Source organism: Hymenobacter elongatus, from assembly GCF_004745955.1.
Taxonomy (GTDB): Bacteria; Bacteroidota; Bacteroidia; order Cytophagales; family Hymenobacteraceae; genus Hymenobacter; species Hymenobacter elongatus.
Genome location: NZ_SRLD01000040.1, coordinates 1 through 25,899 on the forward strand (window position 1 = coordinate 1; position 25,899 = coordinate 25,899).

The 25,899-nt window shown below is 59.2% G+C and carries 28 protein-coding genes and 1 pseudogene; 16 read left to right on the forward strand and 13 right to left on the reverse strand.

Features of this window, described 5'->3' with window-relative positions; translation table 11 throughout:
• Positions 1 to 56: 56 nt before the first annotated feature.
• The 5 genes from E5J99_RS17115 to E5J99_RS17130 form a co-directional block, all read right to left on the reverse strand.
• A complete protein-coding gene (locus E5J99_RS17115) occupies positions 57 to 299 on the reverse strand; it encodes a recombinase family protein (RefSeq protein ID WP_135499041.1) in 243 nt (80 codons plus the stop codon).
• Between the two features lie 4 nt (positions 300 to 303).
• Positions 304 to 963 (reverse strand): hypothetical protein, encoded by a 660-nt coding sequence (locus E5J99_RS17120; protein WP_135499042.1) that lies wholly within the window; start codon positions 961 to 963, stop codon positions 304 to 306.
• A gap of 184 nt (positions 964 to 1,147) precedes the next feature.
• Positions 1,148 to 1,321 (reverse strand): hypothetical protein, encoded by a 174-nt coding sequence (locus E5J99_RS21370; RefSeq protein ID WP_167852192.1) that lies wholly within the window; start codon positions 1,319 to 1,321, stop codon positions 1,148 to 1,150.
• Between the two features lie 203 nt (positions 1,322 to 1,524).
• Complete coding sequence (locus E5J99_RS17125) at positions 1,525 to 3,840, reverse strand: endonuclease (RefSeq protein WP_135499043.1); 2,316 nt, start codon at positions 3,838 to 3,840, stop codon at positions 1,525 to 1,527.
• Between the two features lie 215 nt (positions 3,841 to 4,055).
• Positions 4,056 to 4,565 (reverse strand): fasciclin domain-containing protein, encoded by a 510-nt coding sequence (locus E5J99_RS17130; protein WP_245319063.1) that lies wholly within the window; start codon positions 4,563 to 4,565, stop codon positions 4,056 to 4,058.
• Positions 4,566 to 5,212: 647 nt separating this feature from the next.
• Between E5J99_RS17130 and E5J99_RS17135 the strand changes: the two genes are divergently transcribed.
• A complete protein-coding gene (locus E5J99_RS17135) occupies positions 5,213 to 5,617 on the forward strand; it encodes a hypothetical protein (RefSeq protein WP_135499045.1) in 405 nt (134 codons plus the stop codon).
• A 127-nt stretch (positions 5,618 to 5,744) separates the two neighbouring features.
• Here E5J99_RS17135 and E5J99_RS17140 read toward each other — a convergent pair whose 3' ends face one another.
• Both E5J99_RS17140 and E5J99_RS17145 read right to left on the reverse strand, forming a co-directional pair.
• On the reverse strand, positions 5,745 to 6,137 hold the full coding sequence (locus E5J99_RS17140; protein WP_135499046.1) for a hypothetical protein: 393 nt from the start codon (positions 6,135 to 6,137) through the stop codon (positions 5,745 to 5,747).
• A 243-nt stretch (positions 6,138 to 6,380) separates the two neighbouring features.
• A complete protein-coding gene (locus E5J99_RS17145) occupies positions 6,381 to 6,659 on the reverse strand; it encodes a GNAT family N-acetyltransferase (protein ID WP_167852193.1) in 279 nt (92 codons plus the stop codon).
• A 608-nt stretch (positions 6,660 to 7,267) separates the two neighbouring features.
• On the opposite strand from E5J99_RS17145, the gene E5J99_RS17150 reads away from it, so the two are divergent.
• The 7 genes from E5J99_RS17150 (at position 7,268) to E5J99_RS17180 (ending at position 12,407) form a co-directional block, all read left to right on the forward strand.
• Positions 7,268 to 7,756, forward strand: coding sequence for a hypothetical protein (locus E5J99_RS17150; protein WP_135499048.1), 489 nt, complete (start codon positions 7,268 to 7,270; stop codon positions 7,754 to 7,756).
• A gap of 42 nt (positions 7,757 to 7,798) precedes the next feature.
• A complete protein-coding gene (locus E5J99_RS17155; protein ID WP_135499049.1) occupies positions 7,799 to 8,065 on the forward strand; it encodes a hypothetical protein in 267 nt (88 codons plus the stop codon).
• Between the two features lie 269 nt (positions 8,066 to 8,334).
• On the forward strand, positions 8,335 to 8,667 hold the full coding sequence (locus E5J99_RS17160) for an ArsR/SmtB family transcription factor (RefSeq protein ID WP_135499050.1): 333 nt from the start codon (positions 8,335 to 8,337) through the stop codon (positions 8,665 to 8,667).
• A 56-nt stretch (positions 8,668 to 8,723) separates the two neighbouring features.
• The gene (locus E5J99_RS17165; RefSeq protein WP_135499051.1) at positions 8,724 to 9,263 is read left to right on the forward strand and encodes an ArsI/CadI family heavy metal resistance metalloenzyme; all 540 of its coding nucleotides are present in this window, start codon (positions 8,724 to 8,726) and stop codon (positions 9,261 to 9,263) included.
• 21 nt (positions 9,264 to 9,284) lie between these two features.
• The gene (locus tag E5J99_RS17170) at positions 9,285 to 10,058 is read left to right on the forward strand and encodes a metallophosphoesterase family protein (protein WP_135499052.1); all 774 of its coding nucleotides are present in this window, start codon (positions 9,285 to 9,287) and stop codon (positions 10,056 to 10,058) included.
• A gap of 136 nt (positions 10,059 to 10,194) precedes the next feature.
• Positions 10,195 to 11,283 carry an ACR3 family arsenite efflux transporter gene (gene arsB / locus E5J99_RS17175; RefSeq protein WP_135499053.1) on the forward strand — a complete coding sequence of 363 codons (1,089 nt, stop codon included), beginning with the start codon at positions 10,195 to 10,197 and terminating at the stop codon, positions 11,281 to 11,283.
• A gap of 305 nt (positions 11,284 to 11,588) precedes the next feature.
• Complete coding sequence (locus tag E5J99_RS17180) at positions 11,589 to 12,407, forward strand: universal stress protein (RefSeq protein WP_135499054.1); 819 nt, start codon at positions 11,589 to 11,591, stop codon at positions 12,405 to 12,407.
• A gap of 9 nt (positions 12,408 to 12,416) precedes the next feature.
• Here E5J99_RS17180 and E5J99_RS21910 read toward each other — a convergent pair.
• From E5J99_RS21910 to E5J99_RS17190, 3 genes and pseudogenes are all read right to left on the reverse strand, one after another.
• Positions 12,417 to 12,764, reverse strand: a pseudogene (locus tag E5J99_RS21910) (N-acetyltransferase family protein); the annotation flags it as partial.
• A gap of 27 nt (positions 12,765 to 12,791) precedes the next feature.
• On the reverse strand, positions 12,792 to 12,920 hold the full coding sequence (locus E5J99_RS22080; protein ID WP_262713035.1) for a GNAT family N-acetyltransferase: 129 nt from the start codon (positions 12,918 to 12,920) through the stop codon (positions 12,792 to 12,794).
• Between the two features lie 465 nt (positions 12,921 to 13,385).
• Positions 13,386 to 15,794: a T9SS type A sorting domain-containing protein gene (locus E5J99_RS17190; protein WP_167852194.1), complete on the reverse strand. Its 2,409-nt coding sequence runs from the start codon at positions 15,792 to 15,794 to the stop codon at positions 13,386 to 13,388.
• 547 nt (positions 15,795 to 16,341) lie between these two features.
• Here E5J99_RS17190 and E5J99_RS22310 point away from each other — a divergent pair.
• Positions 16,342 to 16,449, forward strand: a complete 108-nt coding sequence (locus E5J99_RS22310; protein ID WP_394345956.1) for a hypothetical protein — start codon at positions 16,342 to 16,344, stop codon at positions 16,447 to 16,449.
• Positions 16,436 to 16,810: a Gfo/Idh/MocA family oxidoreductase gene (locus E5J99_RS17195; protein ID WP_245319067.1), complete on the forward strand. Its 375-nt coding sequence runs from the start codon at positions 16,436 to 16,438 to the stop codon at positions 16,808 to 16,810. Before E5J99_RS22310 ends, E5J99_RS17195 begins: the two co-directional genes overlap by 14 nt.
• A 97-nt stretch (positions 16,811 to 16,907) precedes the next feature.
• Here E5J99_RS17195 and E5J99_RS17200 read toward each other — a convergent pair whose 3' ends face one another.
• Together E5J99_RS17200 and E5J99_RS21375 are read right to left on the reverse strand one after the other, a co-directional pair.
• On the reverse strand, positions 16,908 to 19,046 hold the full coding sequence (locus E5J99_RS17200) for a TonB-dependent receptor (protein WP_135499057.1): 2,139 nt from the start codon (positions 19,044 to 19,046) through the stop codon (positions 16,908 to 16,910).
• A 14-nt stretch (positions 19,047 to 19,060) separates the two neighbouring features.
• Positions 19,061 to 19,675: a helix-turn-helix transcriptional regulator gene (locus E5J99_RS21375; RefSeq protein WP_167852195.1), complete on the reverse strand. Its 615-nt coding sequence runs from the start codon at positions 19,673 to 19,675 to the stop codon at positions 19,061 to 19,063.
• Positions 19,676 to 19,935: 260 nt separating this feature from the next.
• Here E5J99_RS21375 and E5J99_RS17210 point away from each other — a divergent pair, with 260 nt between their 5' ends.
• From E5J99_RS17210 to E5J99_RS17220, 3 genes are all read left to right on the forward strand, one after another.
• Complete coding sequence (locus tag E5J99_RS17210; RefSeq protein ID WP_135499058.1) at positions 19,936 to 20,712, forward strand: DUF2490 domain-containing protein; 777 nt, start codon at positions 19,936 to 19,938, stop codon at positions 20,710 to 20,712.
• A 219-nt stretch (positions 20,713 to 20,931) separates the two neighbouring features.
• Positions 20,932 to 22,158 (forward strand): PQQ-dependent sugar dehydrogenase, encoded by a 1,227-nt coding sequence (locus E5J99_RS17215; RefSeq protein WP_135499059.1) that lies wholly within the window; start codon positions 20,932 to 20,934, stop codon positions 22,156 to 22,158.
• 679 nt (positions 22,159 to 22,837) lie between these two features.
• The gene (locus E5J99_RS17220; protein ID WP_135499060.1) at positions 22,838 to 23,392 is read left to right on the forward strand and encodes a hypothetical protein; all 555 of its coding nucleotides are present in this window, start codon (positions 22,838 to 22,840) and stop codon (positions 23,390 to 23,392) included.
• A 2-nt stretch (positions 23,393 to 23,394) separates the two neighbouring features.
• Here E5J99_RS17220 and E5J99_RS17225 read toward each other — a convergent pair whose 3' ends face one another.
• On the reverse strand, positions 23,395 to 23,859 hold the full coding sequence (locus E5J99_RS17225) for an energy transducer TonB (protein ID WP_135499061.1): 465 nt from the start codon (positions 23,857 to 23,859) through the stop codon (positions 23,395 to 23,397).
• A 188-nt stretch (positions 23,860 to 24,047) separates the two neighbouring features.
• Here E5J99_RS17225 and E5J99_RS17230 point away from each other — a divergent pair, with 188 nt between their 5' ends.
• From E5J99_RS17230 to E5J99_RS17240, 3 genes are all read left to right on the forward strand, one after another.
• Positions 24,048 to 24,362: a hypothetical protein gene (locus E5J99_RS17230; RefSeq protein ID WP_135499062.1), complete on the forward strand. Its 315-nt coding sequence runs from the start codon at positions 24,048 to 24,050 to the stop codon at positions 24,360 to 24,362.
• 9 nt (positions 24,363 to 24,371) lie between these two features.
• A complete protein-coding gene (locus tag E5J99_RS17235; RefSeq protein ID WP_135499063.1) occupies positions 24,372 to 24,686 on the forward strand; it encodes an outer membrane protein assembly factor BamE in 315 nt (104 codons plus the stop codon).
• Positions 24,687 to 24,879: 193 nt separating this feature from the next.
• Entirely contained in the window at positions 24,880 to 25,815 is a 936-nt protein-coding gene (locus E5J99_RS17240; protein ID WP_135499064.1) for an alpha/beta fold hydrolase, read from the forward strand.
• Positions 25,816 to 25,899: the final 84 nt, after the last annotated feature.

Consider the following 25,899-nt stretch of genomic DNA (forward strand, 5'->3'; position numbering starts at 1 on the left):
CAGCGGCGGAAGAAAAACCGCTGCCTATCTTGTCTGCCTGTAAAGTCCAATCCGGATTACCAACCCGGCCTGTAAAGCGCAGGCCGGATTACTCCCTCCACCTGTATAGCTATAGCCGGACGAGACAACATTGCCTTGAACTGGCCACGGTTGCCGGTACCACCCGACTCTTCCTCGACATACTCTTGGTACACCTCATAGCCGTGGGCCGCAGCATAGCGCCGCAGGTAGGGCAGCTGGTTGTCGGTGCTCTGGCCCTTGTCTTTGGTGGACACCCGGGCGTAGATGGCTACTCTCATTTGCTTAGGAGTTCTCTTTCGTCCAAAGTGCTTCAATATCTTTTAGCAGTTGGGACAGTTGAGAATACGTTGCAAGAAATACCTCAACGACTTCGACGTCAATAGACATATATGCTGTCTTTTTAGCATGATTATCAATATGTTCTATATAGAAAAGACCTTCCGGCATCCGTATTCGCAGCTTTCCATGCGTAAAAATGTTCCTGTAGATTACGAATCTGTCAAAGCTTCTTCGCAAGGGCTTGTCTGCTAATGCCTTGTAGGGCTCTGTTGTTCTAACAAAACATAATACTCTATTTTTCGAGCCCATAAAATCAAGCGTTGGTTCGACACCATCGAGCGCTTTAGGTCCAAATGATATTATTCTATCCGCCCTTTTGAGCTTCCTATTAATATCTTCTGCATTAATAATGCAATTATTGATTAGCCCTTGCAAAAGCACATAATCAATCTTCTGTTGTTCAGTAAGGCTATCAAGGCTCATTCGCCTTGGGTTACCATCCTTATCAAACGGCTCCTTTGGAAAGACCAACATAATGCCTATCTCTACATGCTGAGTTAGCGATGGTTGGTTATGGGGATCTTGATAGGATTTTGAGCTTTCAGTAAGGAGCAGCGGATGACCTTCGACGTCTAATAAGACTGGGGCGGGTAGTCCATACATGGATAGTAGTAAAAGGAATTGATGTTCTCAGGGAAGAATAGTATTCGGAATCTGAAAGTTAATTAACCTTTTCCAATCAAAAAACAGCCCCGAAAAACCGTGTTTTCGGGGCTGTTACGGCAAGTCGGAAAACCCTCCAATATTCAGGTCTTTTTTGGAGGCCTTACCTGGTGATGCCGTTGCGCTACTGCACCTCTTTCACTATGTCGAGGTCCTTGCTCAGGCCGATGGTATCCTGCACCACCGTCAGTTCACGCGCCCAGGTATCGATGCGCTCATCCTGCCGGCGCTGGCCCTCGGCCATCTGCCGCAGCAGGTAGACCGCTTCCGAGGAGCCGGCCAGCTCCTCGGCCAGCAACGGAGCCTGGCTCCCGCCTTCGGTGGCGGCACCACCTCAACCACAAGAAGCCCAAGTGTCGGCACTTATATGAATTACGTGTTCAGTAGTTTCCAAAGTACGGGCGTTGGGTAGGAAGCCAGGTATCGTCGGCAACTGGGTATATCCGAAAAAGCCCTGGTTTCGCAAGGAAACCAGGGCTTTTTCGGATATACCAACCGGTGTTACGGTTGTACTATTGCCCGGCTGGTGTAGAAATTGTTGCCAACAGCTACGCGCACCGTGTAGAGGCCCGCCGGCAGGCTGCGCACATCGAGCGTGGCCTCCGCTGAAGCACCGCCCAGCACTTGCCGCCGCGTCAGAACCTGCTGGCCCAGAGCATTGAACAGGCTGATAGTGGCCTCGGTGCGAACAGCCAGCTCGGGCAGACGCACATGCAGCTGCTGCGTGGCAGGCGTGGGGTATACCTCTAGCTTGTTAGTACTTATTGCCGGGGCTTTGGTGCCCAGCGTCAGGCACGATGAGCTGTGGCTGCCGATATTGGTGTACACATCGGCTCCCACGGCCTGCCAGGTGGCTGCCCCGCGCGACCAGCGTGCGTCGCCCTGGCCTACCGTGTTCTTGCGAACCAGCGTGTTGTTGGTCGTGGTGCCGCCCCCGGGAATAACCCAGCCGCTGGCCGCGGGCTGCTGCCCGATTACTCCGATTACGTCCAGCGTATCGGTGCCATCGAACAGAGCAATGGCATCGTCGCCGTTGAAAAACGTGACGTTGGAAGTCAGATCGGCATCGGCCAGTACGGAGGCCACAGAGCCGGCGTTGGCAATAATATACACGTCGCCAGCGGCAATACTACCCGTGAGTTGCTGCACTACGGGCGTCGTGCTGCCGTTGGTGTAGAGCGAGACGCGCTTACCAGCCAGGTCGATGGCGAAGGGCGACGGGTTGAAGATTTCCAGCACCTTGGTATTACCCGAGCTGGCTTCTACATACTCCGAGAAAAATAGGCGGCTACAGTTACCGGCTGTCGGCGGCTGGTCGTCGTTGCTGATAGTGAAGGCATGGCCCCCGGGAGTACCAACGATGGCTCCACTGGTAGGCGTACCCAGGCGCAGATAGACCACTTCGCCGACTTCGGGTATCAAGTCTCCATTTACCGTAATGGTCACCGGCCGCGTCTGGTTCGTCTGGCCAGCCGCGAAGGTCAGGGAAGTCGTATTGAGCGTATAATCGGCGGCATCGGCCGTTGTGGAGGCCGCTACTACCGTGACGGGCACCGTAACGGCCGTCGTGGTGGGCGTGCCGGTGAAGGTTACGTTGACGGTGTAGGTCTGCGTGCCCGTGTTGCCTTCCGGCAGTGAGCCGCTCATAGAGGCAAACTTAACCGTGGGGGCTTCGCCGTCGTCGTTGGTAATGACCAAAGCCTGTGTAGCGGCCCCGCCGGTGCTGCTGCCGGTGCTGGGGTTAGTCAGCGTGAGCTGTACTACCTCATCGGCCTCCGGCTGCGTGTCGCCGTTCACCGTCACGCTGATGGTCTTGGTGGTTTCGCCAGCGGCGAAGGTCAGCGTCTGCGTCGAAAAGCTGTAGTCGGCCGGGTTGGTGGCCGTCGAGTTGGCGGCATCCACCGCTACCTGCACCGTAATGGTGGAGGTTGGGGCGGGATTTACCGTGACAGTAGTCGTGTAGATGCTAGTGCCGGTGTTGCCCTCCAGAATAGTGCCCGTCGAGTTCGTGAAGGCAAATGTCGGCTGCACGATCAGGCCGTAGGCCCGGGCCACTAGCTCCGGATAGGCGATGTAGGGGTTGAAATTGCCTTGGCTCTTGGCCGTACGGCGGTTCCGTTCCCGCTCCCGGGCGTCCACGGGGTCGGCCAGGTGCCACTTATAGAGGGTCTGCAGGTCGCCCAGGGCCGTAATCACCTCCTTGCCAGCGTCGAACGTCTGGCCCTGGTGCATGGTGTAGAAATAAAACGCACAGCGGGCCACGTTGCCCTTGTGGTCTTCGCGCGGCTCAAAAACGTCCGGCGTATCCTCACTCCACTCGTCAATATTAGCAGTAGGAATAGTGGCCTGGGACACGGTGCCACGCATCCAGATCTGGGTTTGCGTATCGGGCACGTCCCCGAGCATGTCGTCGCCCCGGTTCGAGTTCCAGGTGTCGTAGGTAGGGAAGAGGTGGTGAATATCGGAGCGCATCCGGCTCACCTGGTCGAACCACGACTGCGGAATACTATGCTCGCAGTTGATACGGCCTACGTTGGTAGTGCCGGTAGCGGCCGAGTCCAGGGTTTTGGGCACCGAATAGCCCGAGTAGACGCACGTAAGCTGGCCATTGTAGACGTCGATGTAGTTATACATCTTGCCCCGGGCCACATTATAGCCCAAATCTACCCGCTTGCCATCGTACCAGTTGGTGCGCAGCCAGTCTTTCAGGGGTTGCCCCTGCAGGGTAGCAGGTGCCGGTGGCGGCATCACCTGGGCCATAGCGGCCATACTCATACTCATTGCAGCGGCCAAAACCCATGCGAAGAGGTGTTTCATGTTCAGAAAGAAAAATGGAATGATGAGACAAATATCCGCAAATCATTCGGTAGCCCCGGTCCGTTCTAGTGGCTTGTCCGATTTGATAACACCAAAAAGGCCCGCAGAAGAATCTACGGGCCTTTTTCTGAAAAAAATAATAGTCTGGTTGTCGTGAGCTTCTAAATAACAGCCTGATCAACAAAGCTATACTGTGGAGCTACAGTAAACCGATACTATTTCGTGGGCATCAGCACCGCGTCGATAACGTGGGTCACACCGTTGCTCGATACGACGTTCGGAATCGTCACGTTCGCCATGCCGCCTTTCGCGTCGCGCAGCATCACGGAATTGCCTTTTTTCATGACTGTCAGCGTTTCGCCTTCTACCGTAGTCAGTGTCTGACCGTCCATGAGGTCAGCGGCCATAAGGCGGCCCGATACTACGTGATAAGTTAGAATGGTGCCGAGCTTCTGCTTGTTCTCGGGCATCACCAGCGTGTTAACGGTGCCAGCCGGGAGCTTGTCGAAAGCAGCATTAGTGGGAGCAAATACGGTGAAGGGACCCGCGCCTTTCAGCGTCTCGACGAGGCCGCCTGCTTTCACAGCCGATACCAGCGTAGTGTGCTCCGTAGAATTCACGGCATTATCAACGATGTCTTTGTCGGGGGTCATCATGGCACCACCTACCAATACGCCGGCCATTGCTTTGTCCATGCCTTCGGTCGGCTTGGTCTTGGCTTTCATCTTGCTGCCGTCCTTGGCTTTGCCCTTCATCTTGACCTTGCCGTCGTCGGCCACTTTAGACTTGGTCGTCACGCCGTTTTCTTTGGTCTTCATCTTGTCCGAGTCCGACTTTGATTTCATGGCTTCCTGGGCCACAGCAACTGAAGAAGTACCAACGCTAAAAACAGCGGCCAAGGCAAGTGTGGAAAGAAATTGCTTCATCATGAGAGAGAGAGAAAGATATGAGTGAGATGTCTGCTATACGCGCAAAGCCCAACAATGGATTAGGAAATACATCCTTTACTGTCGGGCTTGGAATCCGACGCTCACCGTATTCAGTACACCAGCTGCCATACAAGGCAGATGCGGCTTATACAGCGGCACACCGCCAAGGCTGCCCGTAGCAACAAGCACTACGCGGTCAGCTTTCGTTGAGCCACGCCAGTCACGGGTGCAACCAGTGTCACAATTCGCTACGGTTGAGCAGCGTAATTTTATTGGTGCGGCCGCAGCAGAAGGTGCTGCGACAGGCTCATAGTGGTTTTATAGCTTTCTCACTATGTCACAATTGCTGGCATATCTTCCTTTCTATTCGCTTATAAGTCAGCCATCTTGGATGCACTCTAACGGCTCCCAGCCGTAGACGGTGTTGCATCAAAAAAATAGCCATGAAAGATACCTACCTGCGTACCCTCGGCTTTGTCCCACTGCTACCCAGCTACTCCGTGTATCCCACAAGTCGTTACGGCGAAGGTGCCTACATTCCGCCTACGGACGTACGGTATCGGCATGCACATGCTGCCCAGGATGGCACCACTCTGTTTCTGTATTCCTGGCTCTATGAGCCGGGCTACATGCTTACAACCCAGGAGAATATATCGTCGATGGCAGATATCGTAGCCGAATTGGATTCCGATGATCCGGCCCCGGTGCTGGCCCAAGTCAACGCCTTCTTCCTTCGCCACGGCGGTATGGCGCAAGCTGCCGCCCCGGCCGTCCAGGCCGGGACGTATTCTTCAACCGACGAGGAGTTTTTCCGGGTAGCTGTTATCCTTCAGGAGCAAGCTGCGTAAGCCTTCTGAATTCTGTTGTCTCTCTGCGCTATTCCCGAAAACAAACTTTGTTTCAGCCGCTATTCCCGGCTGCCACGAGGACCAGCCTGCACCAGCGCCGGCTCCTTGTGGCAGTCGGGAATAGCGGTTATATACTCAGGCGGAGCCATTCGTAAGCAGTAGCAACGTCATCGAAGGTAACAACCATGGGGCGGGTAACGAACAGCATGGCCTTATCCATCGACTTGCGGGCCTGCCAGTGGGGTGGATATACCCAGGCCACGAATCGGACCCCGTGCTGGGCTAGTTGCTCGTAGTAGTGGCCGCCCACCCACGCCGCGCCTTTGTCCCAGTCCGTCGTTACCTGGCTATTGTCGTTGAGCATCTTCTCGCAAGGCCACTGCCGCAACAGGCGTAGCACCAGGTCGCCGCCAGTTACGGCCGATACCTCATTGTGCGGTCCTTTCCACTCGACGTACAGCCAGCGGTTAACGCCGTCGTACGCTATGGACAGGGAAGAAGAATCGTGGAGAATTTCCATCCGGCGTAGGGTGCAAGCGAGGCTCTAAATATACGCAAACCACCAGACGAAAAAGCAACGTGGAGAGGGTTGCACACCACCCATGGCACCTGATACGCATCCTTATCGGAAGCATTTTGCAACCTGATATTTTACAGTAGCCGTATGGCGTACAGCCGTTGCCGCCGGGTGGTGAGCCTAGCGCTAGTGGACCAAGGCAGCTGGCTGCGTTGCGCGGCCTAACAGCCGCTAGCTAGCACTACCTTAGGCCAGCAACTCCTGATACTGCGGGTGCCGCTGCACATAGGCCCGCATAAACGTGCAGGTCGCTTTGACGCGCAGCTTCTCCGCTCGGGCGTAGGCTAAGGCAGCGGTAGCTAGGGCGTCGCCTACCCCCTGCCCCCGCAGCTTTTCGTCGACAAACGTGTGGGTGAAATCAATGACCGTTGCCTCGGGGCGGCTGTACGTCAGCTCCGACTCGTAGCCGTTCAGATGAGCATAGAATGCTTGTTCTTCCGGATGGTGGGTAATGACTGGTTTCATTGGGGTAGCAAAAAGAGATGTCGGGAAGGGAGAAAACGGATTGGTCTGCATACGTAAGCAGGAGCGCTGGGTATGATGTGCGGCAACTTGTGCGGCAACTATAATCTACAGCCAGGAACCAGAGATGCGCTTGCATCGGGCTGTTCGCTAGTAAAGCAGGAGCCGGTTTGGGAGTTGAAAACACGAGACTTGTTCCCAAATACTCAAACATCCAAAAAAAACAGAACGTCATGCTGAGCTTGTCGAAGCATCTCTACCGCAGTAGTGCTTATTTTACCAGTGCACGCGAGATGCTTCGACAAGCTCAGCATGACAGCCAAGTTTTAGCATCGGTTCCTAATTCAGGAACAGGTCTACGGTCTATATCCTGCTTCATCTACCGGCCGCAGATCGAGGTGATCTACACTGCCTCGACAAGCGGGCTCCAACTTCCGCAGGTTGCTCCAGAGCAACGTTTTAACAACGCTCCAAAAGGTGGCTGGCGGTCTGTGAAGCCTGATTTTGCTGCTGGCCGTAGCCAAATCCGGGTGGGCTGCGTACATGTTGGCATACTATGGCTTTCGGGCCATTTACTCCTTCACTCTTCTCCTTTTACTCTTCTTCGAGCCATGCAAACCCACCCCAACGACGGCAGCAACGATAATCCGGACGAGTTCAGCGAGTTTCGCAAAGACGACCACCAGCGCGCCGAAAACCTGCGGGAAGGTGCTGCCCGCGCCGGCGCCACTGCCCCCAATGCCGACGGCACAAATCCGGCCACGCCTGCTACTCCCGCCGGCACGCCAGCCTACGGCGAATTTGGCGGCGTAGAGGCGACTCCTGCTGCCAGCCCGGATGTGTATTCGCACCAGGCGGGCAACAACCCCGAGGGTGTGGCGGCGCCCAACATAACCGAGCCCGACCAGCGCGGTGCTGCGCCTCAGAACCGCGCCACCGCTACGGTAGTAGCCACGCAGGAAGAAGACGCCGAGACGCGGCGCGAGGCTTACAAGGCCGATGACCCGCGCTACGGCAGCGGCACCCGCAACTGGAGCAGCGAGGAAGAGGCCAACCGCAGCACCGGCCCCGAAAACATCGACGATAATACGTTGAGCTAAGCCACACTACTTCTGCCTTTACCACCACTCTACTCCTTCCCAATGGATAACCAAAAGAAAGCCGCCGCCGATGAGCCCCAAAACGACGGCGCTAAAATGAGCCCGGAGCAGCAGCAGCACCATGATGAGCTGTATACCTACAAGCGCGACGAGGAAGGCACCCTGGATACTTCGGCACGGCTGGATGAGGAAACGGCCGGCATTCCGGACGATACTATTTCCAGCGGTGCCAATCCAAGCACCACCGGCGACCCAACCGACGATATCATCATTGAGTCGAATAACTCCATCGACGACAACAACCGCTAGACTGGCGGCTGGATCTGAAAAGCCCCGAATGGCCCCGCTTGCTTTAGCTTCCGCGTAGTGCGTGTATCTCTGTCGCAGTAGCCAAGTTGTTTCGGCATGACATTTCGCACGCTTTTACTGAGGGCATAACTTCGGTGAGATTTCCCTAAAAGGCCACCTCAGCAGATGCTGGAGTGGCCTTTTTTTGATCGGCAGTACACAATTGATTGGGCAGTATAGCTTTTTGAATCGCAATGACGTATGTTTACGTCATACAACATTGCCTTAGCATGACCTACGCCAAAACCGCCGACTTCACGGCTAGCCAGCAAGATCTGGCGCGAATGGCCAAAGCGCTGGCCCATCCGGCCCGCATTGCCATTATTGAACTGCTGGCCACCCGAAAAACCTGCATTTCCGGGGATATAGCGGCCGAGCTACCGCTGAGCCGCACCACCGTTTCGCAGCACCTGCAGGAGCTCAAGGCGCTGAATCTGATTCGGGGAGACATTGACGGACTCACGGTGTGCTATTGCCTGAACGTGGAGCTGCTGCGCCAGGTGCAACAGCAGTTCGTCACTTTTTTTGCGGCCGCCACCACCGGCTTCGACTGCAACTGCTAAGCGCACCACAGTCGGGTGCGTCCGTTTTAGCTTTTCCTCCCCTACTTTCTTTCGCCATGAGCTCTCCAACTTTTCCCCGCATGCACGTCAGCCTGTATGTCGCGGACCTGACGGCAACCGTCAATTTTTACACTGCCTTCTTTGGACAGCCAGCCACCAAAATTCGGCCAGGCTACGCCAAGTACATGCTGGATACTCCGTCGCTGATTATCTCCTTCGTGGAGAATCCGGCGCGGGTGCGCGGTGATTTTGGCCATCTGGGCTTTCAGGTCGAAACAATGGCCGAGCTACAGCAGCGCCTGGACGCCGCCAAGCGCCTGGGTCTGGTGCAGCGGGAAGAAATTGGAACCAGCTGCTGCTACGCCAAACAGGACAAGTTCTGGGTCAATGACCCCGACGGCGTTGAGTGGGAAGTGTATTATTTCCACGAGGATGCGGAATTCAACGACCCGCGCTACGAGCAGGACGCCGCCGAAGCCACGGCTTGCTGCATAGCCCCGGCCCACACCAGTGCGGCCGCACCGCTGCTACTCGCGGTGCCGCTGACGGTTGCGCCCAGTCCGGATGCACCTTCAGCCGCCTGCTGTGGTAGCTAGCCAGCCGCTTGTTTCCCCACTATGACCATTGCCTTTTTCTCCGATGTGCACAGCAACCTACCCGCGCTGGAAGCCGTGCTGGCCGACCTGGACAAGCGGCAGCCTGATATGAGTTTCTGCCTCGGCGACTTAGTGGGCTACGCGCCGTGGCCCAACGAGGTCATTGCCGCCATTCGCAAGCGGGGAATTCCCACGCTGGCCGGCAATTATGACCAAGGCATCGGCCTGCAGAGTGACGAGTGCGGCTGCGCCTACAAAACCGAGACGGAAAAAGCCCTCGGCGCCCAGAGCATCGCCTACACGAACCACGTGGTGGGCGCGGCGGAAAGGCGCTACCTGCGCTACCTGCCCAAGCATATGCGGCTTGATTTCCAGCAGCAGCCCTGCGACCTCAACCTATTGATGGTGCACGGCTCGCCCCGCAAAATCAACGAATATCTGTTCGAAGACCGGCCCGATCCGAGCCTGCTGCGCATTTTGGCCGAGGCTCAGGCCGATGTACTTCTCTTCGGGCACACGCACAAACCCTATCATCGGGTGCTGGCCTACGAGCACAGCGGCCAGCGGCGCTACCGCCATGCGCTGAACGTAGGCGCGGTGGGCAAACCCAAGGATGGCGACCCACGGGCAGCTTACCTGCTTCTGCACCTCGACGATGCCACTTCCCTGACCACTCCCGACGGGCTGCGCAGTGAAGTGGTGCGCGTGACCTACGATGTGGAGCTAGCCGCCCGGACCCTGGAAGCCAGCCCACTGCCCAACGAGTACGCCGCCATGCTCCGCCGAGCCTACTAACCCTATTAGAGCAAATTTCAGGTCGGTGTACGGCATGTAGAGACGCGACCCTTCGCGTCTCGGCGTTGAACGATGCGGGAACACCAAACGGCGCGAACAGCAGACTACACCCCTACACCAACCCAAGAACCGCTCTATGTCTTCTCCCAAGCCGCCGCTAGCACCTACTGCCAGTGCCGTAGCCCGCAACAAGCTCTCGGCCCTCGACCGGGGCCTGACCCTCTGGATTTTTCTGGCCATGGCCGCCGGCGTACTGCTGGGCTACGCGGTGCCGGGCATCGAGCGGGCCGTGCAGTATTTCACCGTTGGCACCGTGAACGTGCCCATTGCCCTGGGCCTCATTCTGATGATGTATCCGCCGCTGGCCAAGGTGAAGTACGAGCAGCTGGGGCGCATCTTTCGTCACGTGCGCATTCTGGCGCTGTCGTTGGTGCTGAACTGGGTGGTGGGGCCGCTGCTGATGTTTCTGCTGGCCATCTGGCTGCTCCCCGACCGGCCCGACTACATGATGGGCCTGATTCTGATTGGCATTGCCCGCTGCATTGCCATGGTGCTGGTTTGGAATGATCTGGCGGATGGCGACCGGGAATATGCCGCCGGGCTGGTGGCGCTGAACTCCGTTTTTCAGGTGCTTTTCTACAGTGTGCTGGCTTGGCTGTTTATCACCGTATTGCCGCCTTATTTCGGGTTGCAGGGCTACGCCGTGGCCATCAGCATCGGTAGCATCGCGCAGAGCGTACTTACGTATCTGGGTATTCCGTTTGCGCTGGGCTTTTTGTCGCGGGTGGGGCTGCGGCGCTGGAAGGGTAGCGCGTGGTACGAGCAGGTATTTCTGCCCGCCATTAGCCCCCTTACGCTGCTGGCGCTGCTGTTCACCATCGTCGTCATGTTTAGCCTGAAGGGCGAAGTCTTCGTCCGGATTCCGCTGGATGTGTTGCGCCTGGCCCTGCCGCTGTGCCTGTATTTTGGGCTGATGTTTTTGTTGAGCTTTCTGCTGGGCAAATGGCTGGGCGCCACCTACGCCCAAACGACGGCGCTGGCATTTACGGCCACCGGCAACAACTTTGAGCTGGCTATTGCGGTAGCCATCGGCGTGTTTGGGCTGAACTCCGGGCAGGCGTTTGCCGGCGTAGTAGGGCCGCTTATCGAGGTGCCCGCGCTTATTGCGCTGGTGCGGGTAGCCTTCTGGCTCCGGCGGCGGTACTTCGGCCCTAAAGCGGTTTAGAAAGTGAAATAGAACGTCATGTCGACCATTCTGCGCCTCAAGCAGAATAGTCGACATGATGCCTCAGCGTGTTTCGGGCAGGTAGCCTTATTCCCAAATACTCAAACATCCAAAAAAACAGAACATCATGCTTGATCTGGCGTCCGCGAAGTCGAAGCATGACGCCTCCTTTTTAGTATTTGGGAACAAGGCTAGTTTCTAAACAACTTCACTGGTAAGGCGGCGAGCCCGGAAGAATAAGCGCGGAATTTCAACCGACTCGCGGGCCGCTACGTTGAGGAAGGCAACCGCCAACGATCTGCGCTATGTCTGCTCCCCTGCTCGTACTCACCGATTTTACGCCCGCCGCCGACGCCGCCCTGGACTACGCGGCCGCCCTGGCCACCCAGCTACAGGTTCCGTTGATCCTGCTGCACGTCAATCGGAACTCCATCTTCGATCCGGAAGCTTTTACGGGCGCGGTGCCGCACCGCAGCGAGGGAGAAATAGCCGTGGCCCTCGATGAGCGGATCAAGCGCCTGGCGGGCCCAGGCATAGCGGCCGTAACCGCCGGCCGCTCGCCCGACGCTATTATGGAGGTCGTGGAGCAGCACCGGCCGGCCCTCATCGTGCTGGGCAAGCCCGACATGGAAGAGCTGCCCGACGAGCTGGTCACGACCACGTCGCTGTCGTTGCTGCGGGCCACGCACTACCCGCTGCTGATTGTGCCGGCCACTACGGTCGCGCAAGCGCCGCGCCGCATCGTCATAGCCGCCGACAACGACGCTTTTCGCCTGACGCTGCCCGCCCTGGCCGTGCAGCAGGTATTGCTGGGGCTGCAAGCCACCATCACGGTGACCCACGTAGCCGAGCCCGAAGACGACGACTCGTGTACGGCGGCACTGGGCCGCGTGCGGGCGGCGGGCCTGCTGGCGGGCCTGGAAAAACCTGTGCACTCCCGCGGAATTCGCAACCTGGATATTGCGCAGGGCATCACGCAGGCGGCTCAGGCCGTGCAGGCCGACTTGCTGGTGCTGGTGGCGCGCCACCACAGTGTGGTGGGCCGCTTGTTTCACCATAGTATCACGGCGCAGGTTATCCGGCATGCCACGCTGCCCGTGCTGGCCTTGCCCACGGCCGAGTAGGCACGCACGCTACACCCCGGCCACCGTGCTGCGGCGCTCCAGCAGGCACACATTGCGCCATTGCTCATCGAGTTGGCCCAGCCGCTTCCGGATGCCTACCTCCCGAAAGCCAGGCTGCCGGTGCAGGGCCAGGCTGGCGGCATTTTCTTTCAAAATGCCGGCTTGCGGCGTCCAGATACCTTCGGCCTCTGAGGCCTGAACCAAGTGCCGCAACAGTGCCCGGCCCACCCCGCGCCTCTGGTGGGCCGGGCTCACATACACGCTTACTTCGGATACGCCCCGATATACGCACCGGCCCGAAACGGGCGTTAGGGCGGCCCAGCCGGCTACTACGCCATCGGCAGCCGTGGCTACGAAACGGGAAGCAGGTAAGTGGCTTTGGTCTCAGGCAGGCCAGTCGGGAACGTCGGTGGCGAAAGTGGCATTGCCGGTAGCTATGCCAGCGGCGTAAATGGCGGCCACTTCCGGGTAGTGAACGGCAGTCAGAGGCTCAATACGCAAAGTGGAATCCATGTAGCAGCGGAAGCAGACCAGACTAGTGCCGCCAAGATATCAGGCTGTGGTTAAAAATCAGTGCATGGTTGCCTGGTCTGGCGTCCGCGTCTGAAACAGCGTACAGTTGTCTCTTTCAAGGGGTCTCTCAGAAAACGGAAAAACCGCACGCTAAGAGCGTGTTTAGAATTTTGATTTTCGTGTCCTGTTGAGCACAGAATTGGCTTATTTAGAAAATTCCGAACACACTTGACGACGTTCCAATAGCGCAGGTATTTCCATAGCATGACTTTCGGGGTGCGCAGGAGCCAGGCAATCTCGCTCACTCTGAGCTCCTGCTCACGCTATAGCGTCTCGGACACGATGGCCGTTGCGCTCAGCTTCTTCCGATGGCTTCGCAGCCTGGGCCAAAGCATATGCCGTCAACCTGTTCATCACTATTTTACGGGTGAGCAGGATGCTGATGAATACGAACGACCCTCCACCCTACTCCACCACTAAGCGTTGGCTTACCACTTCCCCTTTCACTACTACTTGTACTGTGTACACTCCTGCCGCTAGCCCCCGTATATCCACAGCCGTCTGGAGGGTAGATGGTGACAGGTGCCGAATTACTTGTCCTTGACTATTCAGCAACTGGCCCTGTTCTATTCGGCCGGCTGAACACTTGACAATGAACCGACTTTGAGTTGGATTTGGGTAGAGTTGAATGACCGCACTCCGTTGACGTAACGGTGTATGCATGGACAGCGGGCTTGCCCCTGTATCATACAGCCCAACATAAGCGGTGACTTTACTTCCGTCACCAACGGCGTTAAACTCCCCTCCGACACATAGCGGCGAGGCACCACGTACCGCCAGAGCACGTACCTCCTGATTTAGGCCAGTCCCCAACGTAGTCCAACGAGTTCCGTCCCATTTCGCTACACGCTTGGCCGCCATAGTTCCTATCGCGGTAAAAGAGCCGCCCACGTACAAATTATCATTCCCATCCAGGGCCAAAGCATTAACCTGCCCCCCCGTTGGGGTTGTTATTGCGCTCCAACTCGTGCCGTCCCAGGCAGCTAGACAAGTAGGTACGCCGAAGTTGAAAATACGGTCCCCACCGGCGTACAGCTTACCATTCCTAGCAAAGGCGAGTGCACGGACGGCATACAGTGCACCGGAGCCCAAGGCACTCCAGCGGGTACCATCCCACTTCGCTACGTAATTGGCCGCTACTCCCCCGGCCCGGGTGAAATCGCCACCCGCGTAGACGGTGCCCATCCCATCGAGCGCTAACGCACGCACCGTGAAATCAAAGCCAGTGCCCAAGGCGCTCCAATTCGTGCCGTCCCATTTGGCCAAGCCGTTCACGACAAGGCTTCCTGTCTGACCAAATGAACCTCCCGCGTAGACGTTGCCCGCCCCGTCGACGGCTAACGCGTAGACCTCGCCAGGATACGATGCCTGAGTTAAGCCAGCACTCAGCGCACTCCAGTTGGTGCCATCCCACTTAGCAATACTGATAGCAGATTTATTACCCGCTCGGGTGAAGCTTCCGCCTGCGTAGACGTTGCCCGCCCCGTCGACGGCCAACGCAAACACTGCAACGCCCACCAGACCGGTGCCCAAGGTACTCCACCGCGTACCGTCCCATTTAGCTATGAGATTAGCGGCTAGTCCTCCAGCTGCCGTGAAACTACCTCCCACATAAATGTTACCCTTCCCGTCCGCCGCCACGGCGAAGACGGTACGATTCAGCCCTGTGGCAAGATTGCTCCAACGGGTACCATCCCACTTGGCCACGAAATTGGCCTCTAAGCTACCGGCACTTTGAAAAGTGCCGCCCGCTACCACACCGCCGGCCCCATCTGCGGCGAGCGTACTAACGATCCTGTTGACAGTTGCGACTACTACCCACCTTGTGCCGTTCCATTTCAGCACGCGGCTACCCTGTGCATCACCAGCCGCATAAAAATTACCTGCCCCGTCCAGGGCCAGGGCATAGACCCGATCAGGAATGCCTGTGCCGAGCGCACTCCAGCTCGTGCCATCCCATTTAGCCACGTTATTTACGGCAACGCCCCCAGCCGTGTTGAAAGCGCCACCAGCATATACATTGCCTGTGCCATCCACGACCAGCGCGCGAACTTCACCGTAAATACTTCCGAGTCCTGTCCCTAACTGACTCCAAGTAGTGCCATTCCACTTGTTAATGTATGCTCCACCACTCGACTGGGTGCCAGCTGCGTAAACGTTTCCCGTCCCATCAATAGCCAGGGTCTGGACTCTATAGGTCAAGCCCGCACCCAAAGCACTCCACCGCGTACCATCCCACTTAGCTATGTTGCTAACGGCAATGCCCCCAGCCTGGATGAACTGGCCGCCCGCGTAAACATTGCCCGCCCCATCAATAGCCAGAGCCTGGACTGTATAGCTTAAGCCCGTACCCAAGGCACTCCACTGTGTGCCGTCCCACTTAGCTATGTTGCTAACGGCAATGCCCCCAGCCTGGGTGAATAATCCCCCCGCGTAAACATTGCCCGCCTTATCTACAGCTATGGCATTTACTACGTCTGTGCCTGTGTAGTAAGGAACATTCTCTCCAATGCCCGTGCCCAAAGCATTCCAACGGGTGCCATCCCATTTACCGATACGGATGGCAGGCGCAGTACCAGCCGCTGTGAATTTGCCACCGGCATATAGTTCTCCAGCGGGAGAATAAACCAAGGCCTTCACTTCATCATCAGTCCCGTTGATGCCAAAGCCTTCTTGCCACTTTTCATCCCCGGCACCAAGCGTGTTGGCCGAATGAAACTGAGGTAGCCCATCGGGGGTTTTGCTAAACTGGTAACCGCGTGCGTCGAATGAACCGTGGGCATCAGCCCGTAACGTACCATCGAGATTGAGCACAGTAGCCAGCGCGGGTACATCTAGAGCCCTAGTCGCAGAATTATGGGGAGTTGCTGCCCCGAATGCTGGAAGTAACCAAAACGCCAGAAGGCCAGTCAGAGAACCTATCCAAGCCCGATAAGCAGTAGTACGGTGCTTCTGATGAGTATAAAATTGCGTCATACAATGATGGAAGTGTCTAATTGCCCTGTTCACATCCTGTGCAGGCCAAAACAAAAGTAACACATCATAGGCTTCTCTTTGCCCTGGTTGTAAGGCCAATGCACAGCTTAGCTGACGCGCAGTTTGAACGAGGATTTTATTCTTACCAGAAGCTCAGTCCTTCGTTTTCACTCTTGCCTGAAGAAAAACAGGCTGGGTGATACAAATGAAACCTTAAGACTGACACTACCACCCCGATAATATTGAATTCCACCTGGTCGTAGAAAAAATACAGTACGGTGCCAGTTACCATGGCACCAAGCATAAAGAGTACAGTGCCGTCTTGTCAGTAATAAGGCTGTTTGGTGAATAGCCCTTGGGAAAGCTGGCCGGTAGCGGCTCACGCATGGACATCGGAATCTACGGCCTGAACGCGGCGCGCTACCTCACGGGCGAAGAGCCGGTGGAAATCACGGCCCAGGAATACAGCGACAAATCGAATCCGCGCTTTTAAGGAAGCCGAGGATACTCTTCACTTCACGCTACGCTTTGCCGGTGGCGTGCTGGCTTCCTGCACCACCTCTTACAGCTATGCGGAAGTGAAGCGCGGCCGGGCGTTCGGCGACAAAGCCCGGCTCGACCTCGCCCCCCTTTCCGACTATAAGGAGCACACGATGAAAATCGGGGATAAGGAAGGCAAGCGGGAGCCCAAAATACAGGAAGGCAACCAGTTTGCGGCCCCGCCCGACCACATGGCCGAGTGCGTGCGCGACAACAAAACGCCCAAAACACCCGGTGAGGAAGGTCTGCGTGACGTGCGCTCTATCATGGCGATTTACGAAGCTGCCAAAAAAGGCAAGGCGGTAAAGGTGTAGCGTAAGGCTCCCACAGCGAGGCCCGGCCATTCGGAATGGCCGGGCCTCGCTGTGTAGAGGAGTTTTTACTAACCGTTACTTCGGCATCGTGCGGTAGCTACCAGCGCCAGCCCACGGTGGTGCCACCGTAGAAATTGCGGCCTGGGGCGGCCTGGTAGTAGCGGTTGCCGCCGGCATTCAAGTCATTGCCGAGGCTGTAGGTACGGTCCGTGGCGTTTTCGAGGCCGGCAAATACATCGAGCTCCAGATGCCGGAGCAGCACCTGCCGCCAGCCGCCGCGCACGGCAAACGTCCAGTAGCCCGGCGCGTAGGCCGTATTGGCGTCGTTGAGCGGCAGGCGGGCCTGGTGGCTAAGCGCCGGGTTGAGGTAGAAGCCCAGCCGGATGCTGCCGTCGAGGCCGGCGCTGAGCGTGTGGGGCACGGTGCCGGTGAGCTGGTTGCCGCTGAAGTCATTGGCGTTTTGCTGATACTCCTGGAAACGAAACCGATTGTAGGCGTAGCTGCCCCATAGGCGCAGTCCCGCCGAGGCCACGGCTGCTGCGGAGGGCGTGGCAGCGGGTGCGGGGGCGGGCTGCCAGAGCCAGCCGCTGGCGGCGGCTTCCAGACCGCGCTGGCGCGTGGAGCCCGAATTGTAGAACAGCTGGGTGCCCCGGTCGTCGGAGCGCGTCACGATGGTCTGGCGCAGGCGAAAGTCGAAGGCAGCCAGGTCGAACGTGAGGCGGTTGTGGAGCACCGAGCCCCGCAGGCCCACCTCGTAATTGGTGCCGCGCTCGGCCTGCAAACCGGTGTTGAGCGTGCCATTGGAAGGACGGATCTCCTCCTCGGTGGGCGGCGAAAAACCCGTGCCGGCGCTGGCGTAGGCCGAAATCCGGGGCGTAATTTCCTTGAGCAGCGCCACCCGGGGCGAAATCTGGGGTTCGAAGCGGCGCGTAACGGCATATGTAGTGGATACGGCCGGCAACGCCGCCACACGGTTGACGCGGTAGGTCAGCCGGTTGTAGCTGCCCCCCAGCGTGGCCAGCAGGCCCAGCGGCAGCTCCAGCTCAGCCTGGCCGAAGACGAAGCCCGTAGTCGTTCGGATTTCGTCGTCGTAGCGTAGCAGGCCGGTGCTGCCGGCTTTGTTTTCATAGTTGCGCGAGTTCTCGAAGCTACTTTGCCCCTCCCCGCCCCCGCTTAGGCGCAGCACCCGCCCGGCCACCAGCAGTTGGTAGCTGAACACGGTGCGCCCACCCCAGCCCACGGCCGTATTGCGCTCGAAGTCGAAGGTAGAAGGCGTGCGAATGGCGGTGCCGGAGGTGTAGAGCGTAGTTTTGTTGGCAACGGCTGGCGTGAAGCGGTAGTCGTGCGACACGCCCAGCAGCGCCGTGCGCGACGCGTAGGAAGCCTGTTGCAGCACCGAGCCCGGGTTGGTAATCACGCCCGCGCTATTGACTACGTTGGGGCGGGCCTGCCGGGGGTTTTGCTCGAACTGAGCCCGGGTGAGGCCGCCCGGCAGCTGGTAGTTGATATCGGTGTAGAGCACGTGGGCCGCCACGGTCTGCTTGTCCGAAGGTCGGAATTCGCCGTCGAGGGCCACCACATCGCGCAGCGCGGCGCTATTCTGGCGGTAGCCGTCTACGGTTTGGTGCACATACTGGGCCCGCAGGGAGCTGGCTGCCGTGGCGGTTTCGACCAGAGCGGAGTAGCGTCGCAGCCCAAAGCTACCCGCCGTGACTCCGACTTGCCCCCGCGACTCACCGGGGGCGGGCTGGCGGTTGCGCAGCAGAATAGCGCCGCCCGTGCCGGCTCCGTACACGCTGGCAGCCGGTCCTTTCAACACCTCAATGCGCCCGATGATGGCCGGATCGAGCAGGTTGAACGGCGTGCTGCCGCTGGCCTCGGTGAAGGGAATATCGTTGTAGTACACCTTCACGTTGCGCACCCCAAACGGCGAGCGGAGCGTGCTGCCCCGCACGCTGATGCGGTAGCTGGCCGTGGCCCGCTCCTCCAGCCGCACGCCGGGCAAGGTATTGACGGCGGCGGCCAGTGACGACTGATTGAACCGCTCAATGCCGCTGGCATCGAGCACGCTGATGCCCGCCGCCGTGCGCCGCAGCGGTAAGTAAGTGCCGTAGCCGACTACCGTGGCTTCGGGCAGCCTGATGGCGCGGACAGAATCGGGAGTAGCAGGAGCATGGGCCAGGGCTGATATGGTCAGCAGGCTAAGCGGCAACAGTAGTAAAAGTCGGGGAGGCATACGCGCGGATCAGGTCAGTGTGCATCCAAACGGCAAAGCGGGCGGGGAGGTTTGCGGCCGGCCAGCCAGGCCCGCAGCGCGGCGGCCTCGTGGCGGTAGGCCCCGCCCCGGAGGCCGAGCAGGACCGCCGCCGTGGGGCCGGCCGGGGCTTCGGGCCGCAGGGTATCGGTGGCGGTTTCCAGCAGGCGGGCCAGCCAGCGCCGCCGCAGGGCCAGGGCCAGGGGCTCCGGGGCTGTTTCGGGCGGCAGGGTAGCCCGCAGCAGCAGGCCCGCCGCCAGGTGGCGGACCGCCAGGCGGTGCCGGGTAAGCAGGGCCAGGTGCTGCTGGTGCAGGTGCCCGGCCTGGTAGTCGCACTCGTGCAAGCGGGCCACTGCCGCCGCCGGGCCGCCGAGGGCCGGGAGCAGGGCGGCGGGCACGGGCGGCGGGGCAGGCTCGGTGGCCTCGTCGGCGGGCAGGGCCAGGGCGGCGGCCCAGGGGCGCAGCCAGGGCTGGGCGGCGGAGGGCAGCGGCTCGCGGCCGGTTTCGATGCTGGCCAGCCGCGCCCGCGTGATACCCAGCCAGAGGGCCAGATCAAGTTGGCGTAACCCAAAATGGACCCGAACGGTCCGTAGCTCGGTAGCGTGACTCATGGCAGGAAGGAGGCCTGATGCAGGGAAGAGGAAATGGGCGGCCGCAAGATACAACCGGCCCGGCCGGCACACACACATGTTGATGCATAATGGTAATGTGTGTGTCGGCCGCCAACACACACTGTTTAGCGTATGACTGTACGGTGTGTGTTGGTCGCTGACACACACGCCTTACACTGGCACCCAATGGTGTGCGGCGGCGGGAAGCCGGGCCAGCGCTTGTCGGATAACCTCCTGCCGCCAGGCTGCGTCTAGCGGGTATGGCATTACTCAGGCGCGGCGCGGCGGTTCTTCTTTGCTTCGGCTCTTTTGCCGCTTTCGGGCAGGCCAAGCGCATTCAGGACCGCAACAGCATCGGCTGGTTTGTGTACGAAGGCGACCATCAGCTCGGGAAGAAATGGACGATTCACACCGAGTACCAGTGGCGGCGCACCCAGTTTCTCACGAAGCCCCAGCAGCAGCTGGCCCGCCTGGGCGGGGCTTACCAGGTGTTGCCCAGAGTAACAATAGCCGCCGGCTACACCAACCTCATTACCCAGCCCTACGGCGACTACCCCACCGCCGACACCGGCGTGCCGTTTCCTGAGCACCGCAGCTACCAGGATGTGCAGCTGAGCGACACCCTGGGCCACCTCGGGCTGGAGCAGCGCGTGCGGCTGGAGCAGCGCTGGCAGGGCCAGCTGGCGGAAGGCCGGGGCCGGGCCGTGCAAAGCTGGCAGTACCAGAGCCGCATCCGCTACCAGCTGGCGGCCACGCTGCCGCTGCAAGGCCCGCGCCTCGACGCTGGCGAATGGTACCTGACGGCCTTCGATGAGGTGTTTCTGAGCTTCGGCCGCAACGCCGGCAAGGTGTTCAACCAGAACCGCGTGGCCGGCGGCCTGGGCTACCAGGTGCGCGACAATTTCCGGCTGGAGGCGTACTACCTCAACCAGATTACCCAGCACGCCGAATCCGACCCGGTTTCCGGCCTGCCGGTGTTCGAGTTCAACAACGGTTTTCGGCTGGGCATCTCCTACGACCTCACGCTGGTGAAGTAGCACTGGAGCTGCCGGCAGCACGATGTAGCGACGCGACTCTTCGCCTCTCCTCGTCCACGCTACAAGCTGATTTCGTTCAGCGACGCGACGCGAAGGGTCACGTCGCTACATCGCTGCTTCGGTTGCACTTCGCGCTACTGCCGGCATCCGAAAAACCCGTAACCCTTGAGCGGTTTCGCCGGTAAACCGGACAGCTCTGTTCTTTCAACTTCTTGCTGTATGACCATCCGATTTTTGCCCTATGTAACTGCGGTGGCGCTGCTTTCCACCCTCACGGCCCAGGCCCAGAACGACTACGAGAAAACTGTGAAAGACGGCTTTGCGGTGAATGTCTTCAAGCCCGGTAAGGTGGAGGCCTCCGATGCCTACGTGGCCCAGCTGAAAGCACCGGCGGGATTTACCATCACCAAATTTGCCGAGAAAACCGGCAACCCGCGCATGCTGGCCGTAGCCCCGAACGGCGACGTGTACGTGTCGGACCGCACCAAGGGCACGGTGCTGCTGCTGCGCGACACGAACAAGGATGGTAAGTCGGATATGATGCAGGAAGTAGCCAAGCGGCCTGATCTGCATGGCCTGGCCCTGCAGGGCGGCAAGCTCTACATCAGTGCCATTCGGGAGCTATTTGTGGCCGATGTCAAAGCCGACGGGACGCTCGGCGAGCTAAAAACCCTGTATAAAGACCTACCCGATGCGGGTCAGCACCCCAACCGCACCCTCAACTTTGCCCCCGATGGCAAGCTCTACCTGTCGGTGGGCAGCACCTGCAACGCCTGCGACGAGCGCAACAAGGAGCAGGCCACAATGCTGGTGGTGAATACCGATGGCTCGGGCCGGCGCGTGTTTGCCAAAGGCCTGCGCAACACCATCGGCTTCGGCTGGCACCCGGCCACGAAAGCCCTCTGGGGCTTCGACCACGGCATCGACTGGCTCGGCGACGAAGACCAGCGCGAGGAGCTGAATGAAATCAAAGAGGGAGCCGACTACGGCTGGCCCTACGTGTACGCCGACGGCAAGCTGCCGCCCCACCCCCAGCCCGCCGATATGACGCCCGAGCAGTACGCGGCCAAAACCGCGAAGCCCGTGCAGCTCTACGCCGCCCACGCCGCCCCGCTGGGCATGGTGTTCAACAATGGCCCGCAGTTCCCGAAAGAGTACCGGAATGATGCCTTCGTGACCATGCACGGCTCCTGGAACCGCGCCCAGCCTTCGGGCTACCGCATCGTGCGGGTGAAGTTTGACGACCAGGGCAAGGCTACCGGCATCGAGGATTTCGTGACGGGCTGGCTGGTGAACAACAACAAGGAGCAGTTTGGCCGCGTCTGCGGCATTGCCCAGCACACCGACGGCTCCCTGCTGATTTCGGACGACTCGAACGGCGTGATTTACCGCGTGGCGTATGCGGGCGGCAAAACAGCTGAGAAGAGCAAGACGAAGAAAGGATAGATTGTTATTTCGGACGTCGTTCGGAATACGTAGCTCAACCAGAACGTCATTCCGAGCGCAGCCGAGGAATCTCGCGTGCTATGGTAATTACTAGCGCTGCAACATCAGCACGCGAGATTCCTTGGCTGCAGAATGCCGTTCTGATTTCGCCTTTACCTCAAAAAAGCCCTGCTCAACCCTTGTCCTTACCCACATCTTTGGCGGGCTTGCCCGAATGTGCTTCACGCAGGGTCCCGCAGGGGTAGAGCGCCGTGTCTCGCAGTGCCATTCAGCAAAAATACGGCGGGACACTGCGTGAAAGCTTCATTGCAGCCGCTGGAAAAGATGTGGGTAAGGACAAGCTCAACCCAGGGCTTTTCCATGGAGCTGCTTAGCAAGTCCACAGAACGGTTATGCTCTAGACTTGTTCCCAAATACTCAAACATCCAAAAAAAACAGAACGTCATGCTGAGCTTGTCGAAGCATCTCTACCGCAGTAGTGCTTATTTTACCAGTGCACGCGAGATGCTTCGACAAGCTCAGCATGACAGCCAAGTTTTAGCATCGGTTCCTAATTCAGGAACAGCTCTTCTATCTAGCGTCAATTTCCAGGCTTCCTAAACAGCTTTCATGTAAGATATTCCTTCCAACAAACCAAAAATCCTCTTTCCGCTGTTGCGTATAGTTCCAACGCTTCCCCATGCCCGCCCTTCCCCCCGACCTGCGCAAAGCCCTCTGCAACCTGCCCCAAAAGGAAAAAGACCAGCTCCTGGCCCGCCTCGTAGCCCAGGATGCCGTGCTGACCGAGCAGCTGGCCTACCGCCTGCTGGAAGGCCCCGACGCGCTGGAAGACCGCCGCGCCCAGCTGCGCACCCAGATTGACGACCCGGTGCGCGGCTACCACCAAACGCCCAACGACCTGCTCGTGGTGGTGCGGCAGCTACAGGCCCGCATCGGCTACCACGCCCGTATCACGGAGGATGCTTTTGGTGAAGTCGAGCTGACGCTGCGCCTGCTCAACCGCGTATTTGAGCACCAGCCGGCCGTGGTGAGCCGGCTGCACGGGCCTACGCAGCCTCTGCTGCAGCACCTGGCCAAGCGCACCCACGAGGCGCTGCGCCAAACCGAGAAGCTGCACACCGACTACCACCTGGAGCTGAGCAGCGCCATTGAGGAGCTGCTGGGCCGCTTGTGGCAGTCGGGGGCGGCGCCGCTGGCCCGGGAGCTGGGAGTACCGAGGTCGTTTGGGACTTGACGCTACTCCAGGGCCCGGAAAACGATGGGGAGCGTGTAGGCCACGCGCACGGGCTGGCCGTGTATTTTGCCGGGGTTCCACCAGGGCATGATGCGCACCAGGCGCAGCGCCTCTTCATCGAGGCCGAAGCCGAGGCCCTTCACCACTTTAGGGTCAAGAATATGGCCCTGCTCATCGATGATGAAGCTGATGTGCACTTTGCCGGAAGCCCCTTTGTTGAGCGCCTGGGCCGGGTAGTTGATTTTGGCCCGCAGAAATTTGGCGTAGGCCGCGTCGCCGCCCGGGAAGCTGGGCATTTCCTCGGCTACGTGATATACCACCAGGGCGGCAGCGACCGGAGCGGCAGTACTGGCTCCGGCCGATACGCTGGTCCCACTATCGGCGAGGGCGGCGGCTAGCTGGGTTTGCGCCGTTGCGCTTGTTGTCAATACCAAAAAGCACAAAAGCACGGGTAGAAGACGAAGCATGGCGTTAAGGATATCTGGCAGACACACAAAGCTATGCCCTGGCCGAAGCTCGGCGGTAAAGCCACCGTTATGCTTGTATTGCCGTTATGTTGGTAACATTGGCAGTATCTTTTACTGGTAAAAAGCAGTACATTATCAGTACCTGCCATTCTGATTTTTTCTACCATCACCGCCTAGCTTTCCCTGCCATGTCCTACCACTCGAGCCCCGAAAACGTGCGCGTGCCGCAACACCTGAGCGAAGCAGACCTGCGCCAGTCTCTGGATGAGCTGGATGCTAAGATTAAAACGCTTCGTAACCGGGTGCATGCCACGGCCGCCAACTCCCAGAATACCTACCACGAGCACATTGCCGCCCTGGAAATGAAGCGCACCAAGCTGGCCGACCTCATTGGGCCGGCCGCCGCGCCCGGCACCCAACCCACCGAGCGTCCTTCCAGCGCCTGGGACGAGATTCGCCGGGGCATCGACACCCTGCGCGAAGACTTACGCAACATCATTTAGGTCCATACCATGAAGATCTTTTTCCCGCTCGCGGCCCTTGTGGCTACCCTGGTGTTGCCGGCCTGCACGGCACAGGAAAGTTTTCAGAATGCGGAGAACTGCTCCAAAGTCGCCGTCGGCATGAGCGAGCAGCAGGTGCGCGGCATCATGGGGGCACCCACGGGCGAAGATGCCGGCGAAAACAACGGCAAGACCTGGTCGTACCTGTTTGGCAGCGCCACCGACACCCAGCCTATCCGCATCCAGTTCGACGCAGCGGGGCTGGTAGCAACCACCACCTGCGCCCCCGAGGCGTCGGGCAAAGAGCGCCCGACCGGCAATTAATATCCAGCCTTCACCGTATCACGCGCTGCCCCGACTCCGGCTGGAATCGGGGCAGCGTGTTTTTGGGGCGTTACCATTCGGGCGGGTTTTCGGCAGGTCAGCCGCCGGATTTACCGTTCGCCCAAAACTTCTTTCCTGCAGGGCCAGCACACGCTAGGTTTGAGGCATCATTCACCTCCAACCTGCTTCTGCTATGAACTTCGCCGCTTCCCTCCGCCCCCTGCTGGCCGCCCTGCTCCTGACCACGGCCGCGCCCGCTGCCTCCGCCGCTACTATTACTTCCGCCCCTACCACCGGCGACAACGCTGCAGCTCACCCCAACTTCACGGTGAAAGTAACCGGCAAGGGCCAGCCCATGCTGCTGATTCCGGGCCTGACCTGCCCCGGAGCCGTGTGGGACGAGACCGTGGCTCACTACCAGAAGCAGTACCAATGCCATGTTGTGTCGCTGGCGGGCTTTGGCGGGCAGGCCAGCGCGGCTACCACCACGGCCTTCCTGCAAGGCGTGCGCGACCAGCTGCTGGGGTACATCAAGGCGCAGAAGCTCAGCAAGCCCGTCGTGGTGGGGCATAGCCTGGGCGGCTTTATGGGCCTGTGGCTCAGCGCCACCCAGCCCGAAGCCGTGGGCCCGCTGGTTATTCTTGACTCGCTGCCGTTTATGTCGGCCATTCAAAACCCCGGCCTGACGGCCGAAGCAGCCAAGCCGATGGCGGAAGGCATGCGCCAGCAGATGAGCAAGGGCAAGATGCCGGCCGCCGCCCAGCGGCAAATGGTGAGCAGCCTCGTAACCGACACGGCCCGCCTGACGCAGGTGACGCGCTGGGGCCTGACCTCCGACCCCGCCACCGTGGCCCAGGCCATGTATGAGCTGATGACCACCGACCTGCGCCAGGACCTGGTCCGCATTCAGCAGCCTACGCTGGTGCTCGGGGCCTGGGCAGCCTACCAGCAGTATGGCTCCACGCTGGAAAGCACCCGCGCTATTTTTGCCCAGCAGTATGCCAGGCTGCCCCAGCACCGCATCGAAATGTCGGCGGCGGGCAAGCACTTCCTGATGTATGACGATACGCAGTGGTTTTTCAGCCAGGCTGATGCGTTTTTGAAGCAGACGGCTGTGAGCAAAAAATAAAATACCTTCCGGCGCGGCGGGCTTAGGGCAACTTGTCGGCTAGCCTGCCGCGCCAAAAAAAGTATTGACCTTGCCATCCTGCTT

Excerpts from the sequence above, each read along its gene's own strand:
- E5J99_RS17115 (WP_135499041.1), bottom strand. The coding sequence starts at position 299 with ATGAGAGTAGCCATCTACGCCCGGGTGTCCACCAAAGACAAGGGCCAG.
- E5J99_RS17120 (WP_135499042.1), bottom strand. The coding sequence starts at position 963 with ATGTATGGACTACCCGCCCCAGTCTTATTAGACGTCGAAGGTCATCCG.
- E5J99_RS17125 (WP_135499043.1), bottom strand. The coding sequence starts at position 3,840 with ATGAAACACCTCTTCGCATGGGTTTTGGCCGCTGCAATGAGTATGAGT.
- E5J99_RS17130 (WP_245319063.1), bottom strand. The coding sequence starts at position 4,565 with ATGAAAGCCAAGACCAAGCCGACCGAAGGCATGGACAAAGCAATGGCC.
- E5J99_RS17135 (WP_135499045.1), top strand. The coding sequence starts at position 5,213 with ATGAAAGATACCTACCTGCGTACCCTCGGCTTTGTCCCACTGCTACCC.
- E5J99_RS17140 (WP_135499046.1), bottom strand. The coding sequence starts at position 6,137 with ATGGAAATTCTCCACGATTCTTCTTCCCTGTCCATAGCGTACGACGGC.
- E5J99_RS17145 (WP_167852193.1), bottom strand. The coding sequence starts at position 6,659 with ATGAAACCAGTCATTACCCACCATCCGGAAGAACAAGCATTCTATGCT.
- E5J99_RS17150 (WP_135499048.1), top strand. The coding sequence starts at position 7,268 with ATGCAAACCCACCCCAACGACGGCAGCAACGATAATCCGGACGAGTTC.
- E5J99_RS17155 (WP_135499049.1), top strand. The coding sequence starts at position 7,799 with ATGGATAACCAAAAGAAAGCCGCCGCCGATGAGCCCCAAAACGACGGC.
- E5J99_RS17160 (WP_135499050.1), top strand. The coding sequence starts at position 8,335 with ATGACCTACGCCAAAACCGCCGACTTCACGGCTAGCCAGCAAGATCTG.
- E5J99_RS17165 (WP_135499051.1), top strand. The coding sequence starts at position 8,724 with ATGAGCTCTCCAACTTTTCCCCGCATGCACGTCAGCCTGTATGTCGCG.
- E5J99_RS17170 (WP_135499052.1), top strand. The coding sequence starts at position 9,285 with ATGACCATTGCCTTTTTCTCCGATGTGCACAGCAACCTACCCGCGCTG.
- arsB (WP_135499053.1), top strand. The coding sequence starts at position 10,195 with ATGTCTTCTCCCAAGCCGCCGCTAGCACCTACTGCCAGTGCCGTAGCC.
- E5J99_RS17180 (WP_135499054.1), top strand. The coding sequence starts at position 11,589 with ATGTCTGCTCCCCTGCTCGTACTCACCGATTTTACGCCCGCCGCCGAC.
- E5J99_RS22080 (WP_262713035.1), bottom strand. The coding sequence starts at position 12,920 with ATGGATTCCACTTTGCGTATTGAGCCTCTGACTGCCGTTCACTACCCG.
- E5J99_RS22310 (WP_394345956.1), top strand. The coding sequence starts at position 16,342 with ATGGACATCGGAATCTACGGCCTGAACGCGGCGCGCTACCTCACGGGC.
- E5J99_RS17200 (WP_135499057.1), bottom strand. The coding sequence starts at position 19,046 with ATGCCTCCCCGACTTTTACTACTGTTGCCGCTTAGCCTGCTGACCATA.
- E5J99_RS21375 (WP_167852195.1), bottom strand. The coding sequence starts at position 19,675 with ATGAGTCACGCTACCGAGCTACGGACCGTTCGGGTCCATTTTGGGTTA.
- E5J99_RS17210 (WP_135499058.1), top strand. The coding sequence starts at position 19,936 with ATGGCATTACTCAGGCGCGGCGCGGCGGTTCTTCTTTGCTTCGGCTCT.
- E5J99_RS17215 (WP_135499059.1), top strand. The coding sequence starts at position 20,932 with ATGACCATCCGATTTTTGCCCTATGTAACTGCGGTGGCGCTGCTTTCC.
- E5J99_RS17220 (WP_135499060.1), top strand. The coding sequence starts at position 22,838 with ATGCCCGCCCTTCCCCCCGACCTGCGCAAAGCCCTCTGCAACCTGCCC.
- E5J99_RS17225 (WP_135499061.1), bottom strand. The coding sequence starts at position 23,859 with ATGCTTCGTCTTCTACCCGTGCTTTTGTGCTTTTTGGTATTGACAACA.
- E5J99_RS17230 (WP_135499062.1), top strand. The coding sequence starts at position 24,048 with ATGTCCTACCACTCGAGCCCCGAAAACGTGCGCGTGCCGCAACACCTG.
- E5J99_RS17235 (WP_135499063.1), top strand. The coding sequence starts at position 24,372 with ATGAAGATCTTTTTCCCGCTCGCGGCCCTTGTGGCTACCCTGGTGTTG.
- E5J99_RS17240 (WP_135499064.1), top strand. The coding sequence starts at position 24,880 with ATGAACTTCGCCGCTTCCCTCCGCCCCCTGCTGGCCGCCCTGCTCCTG.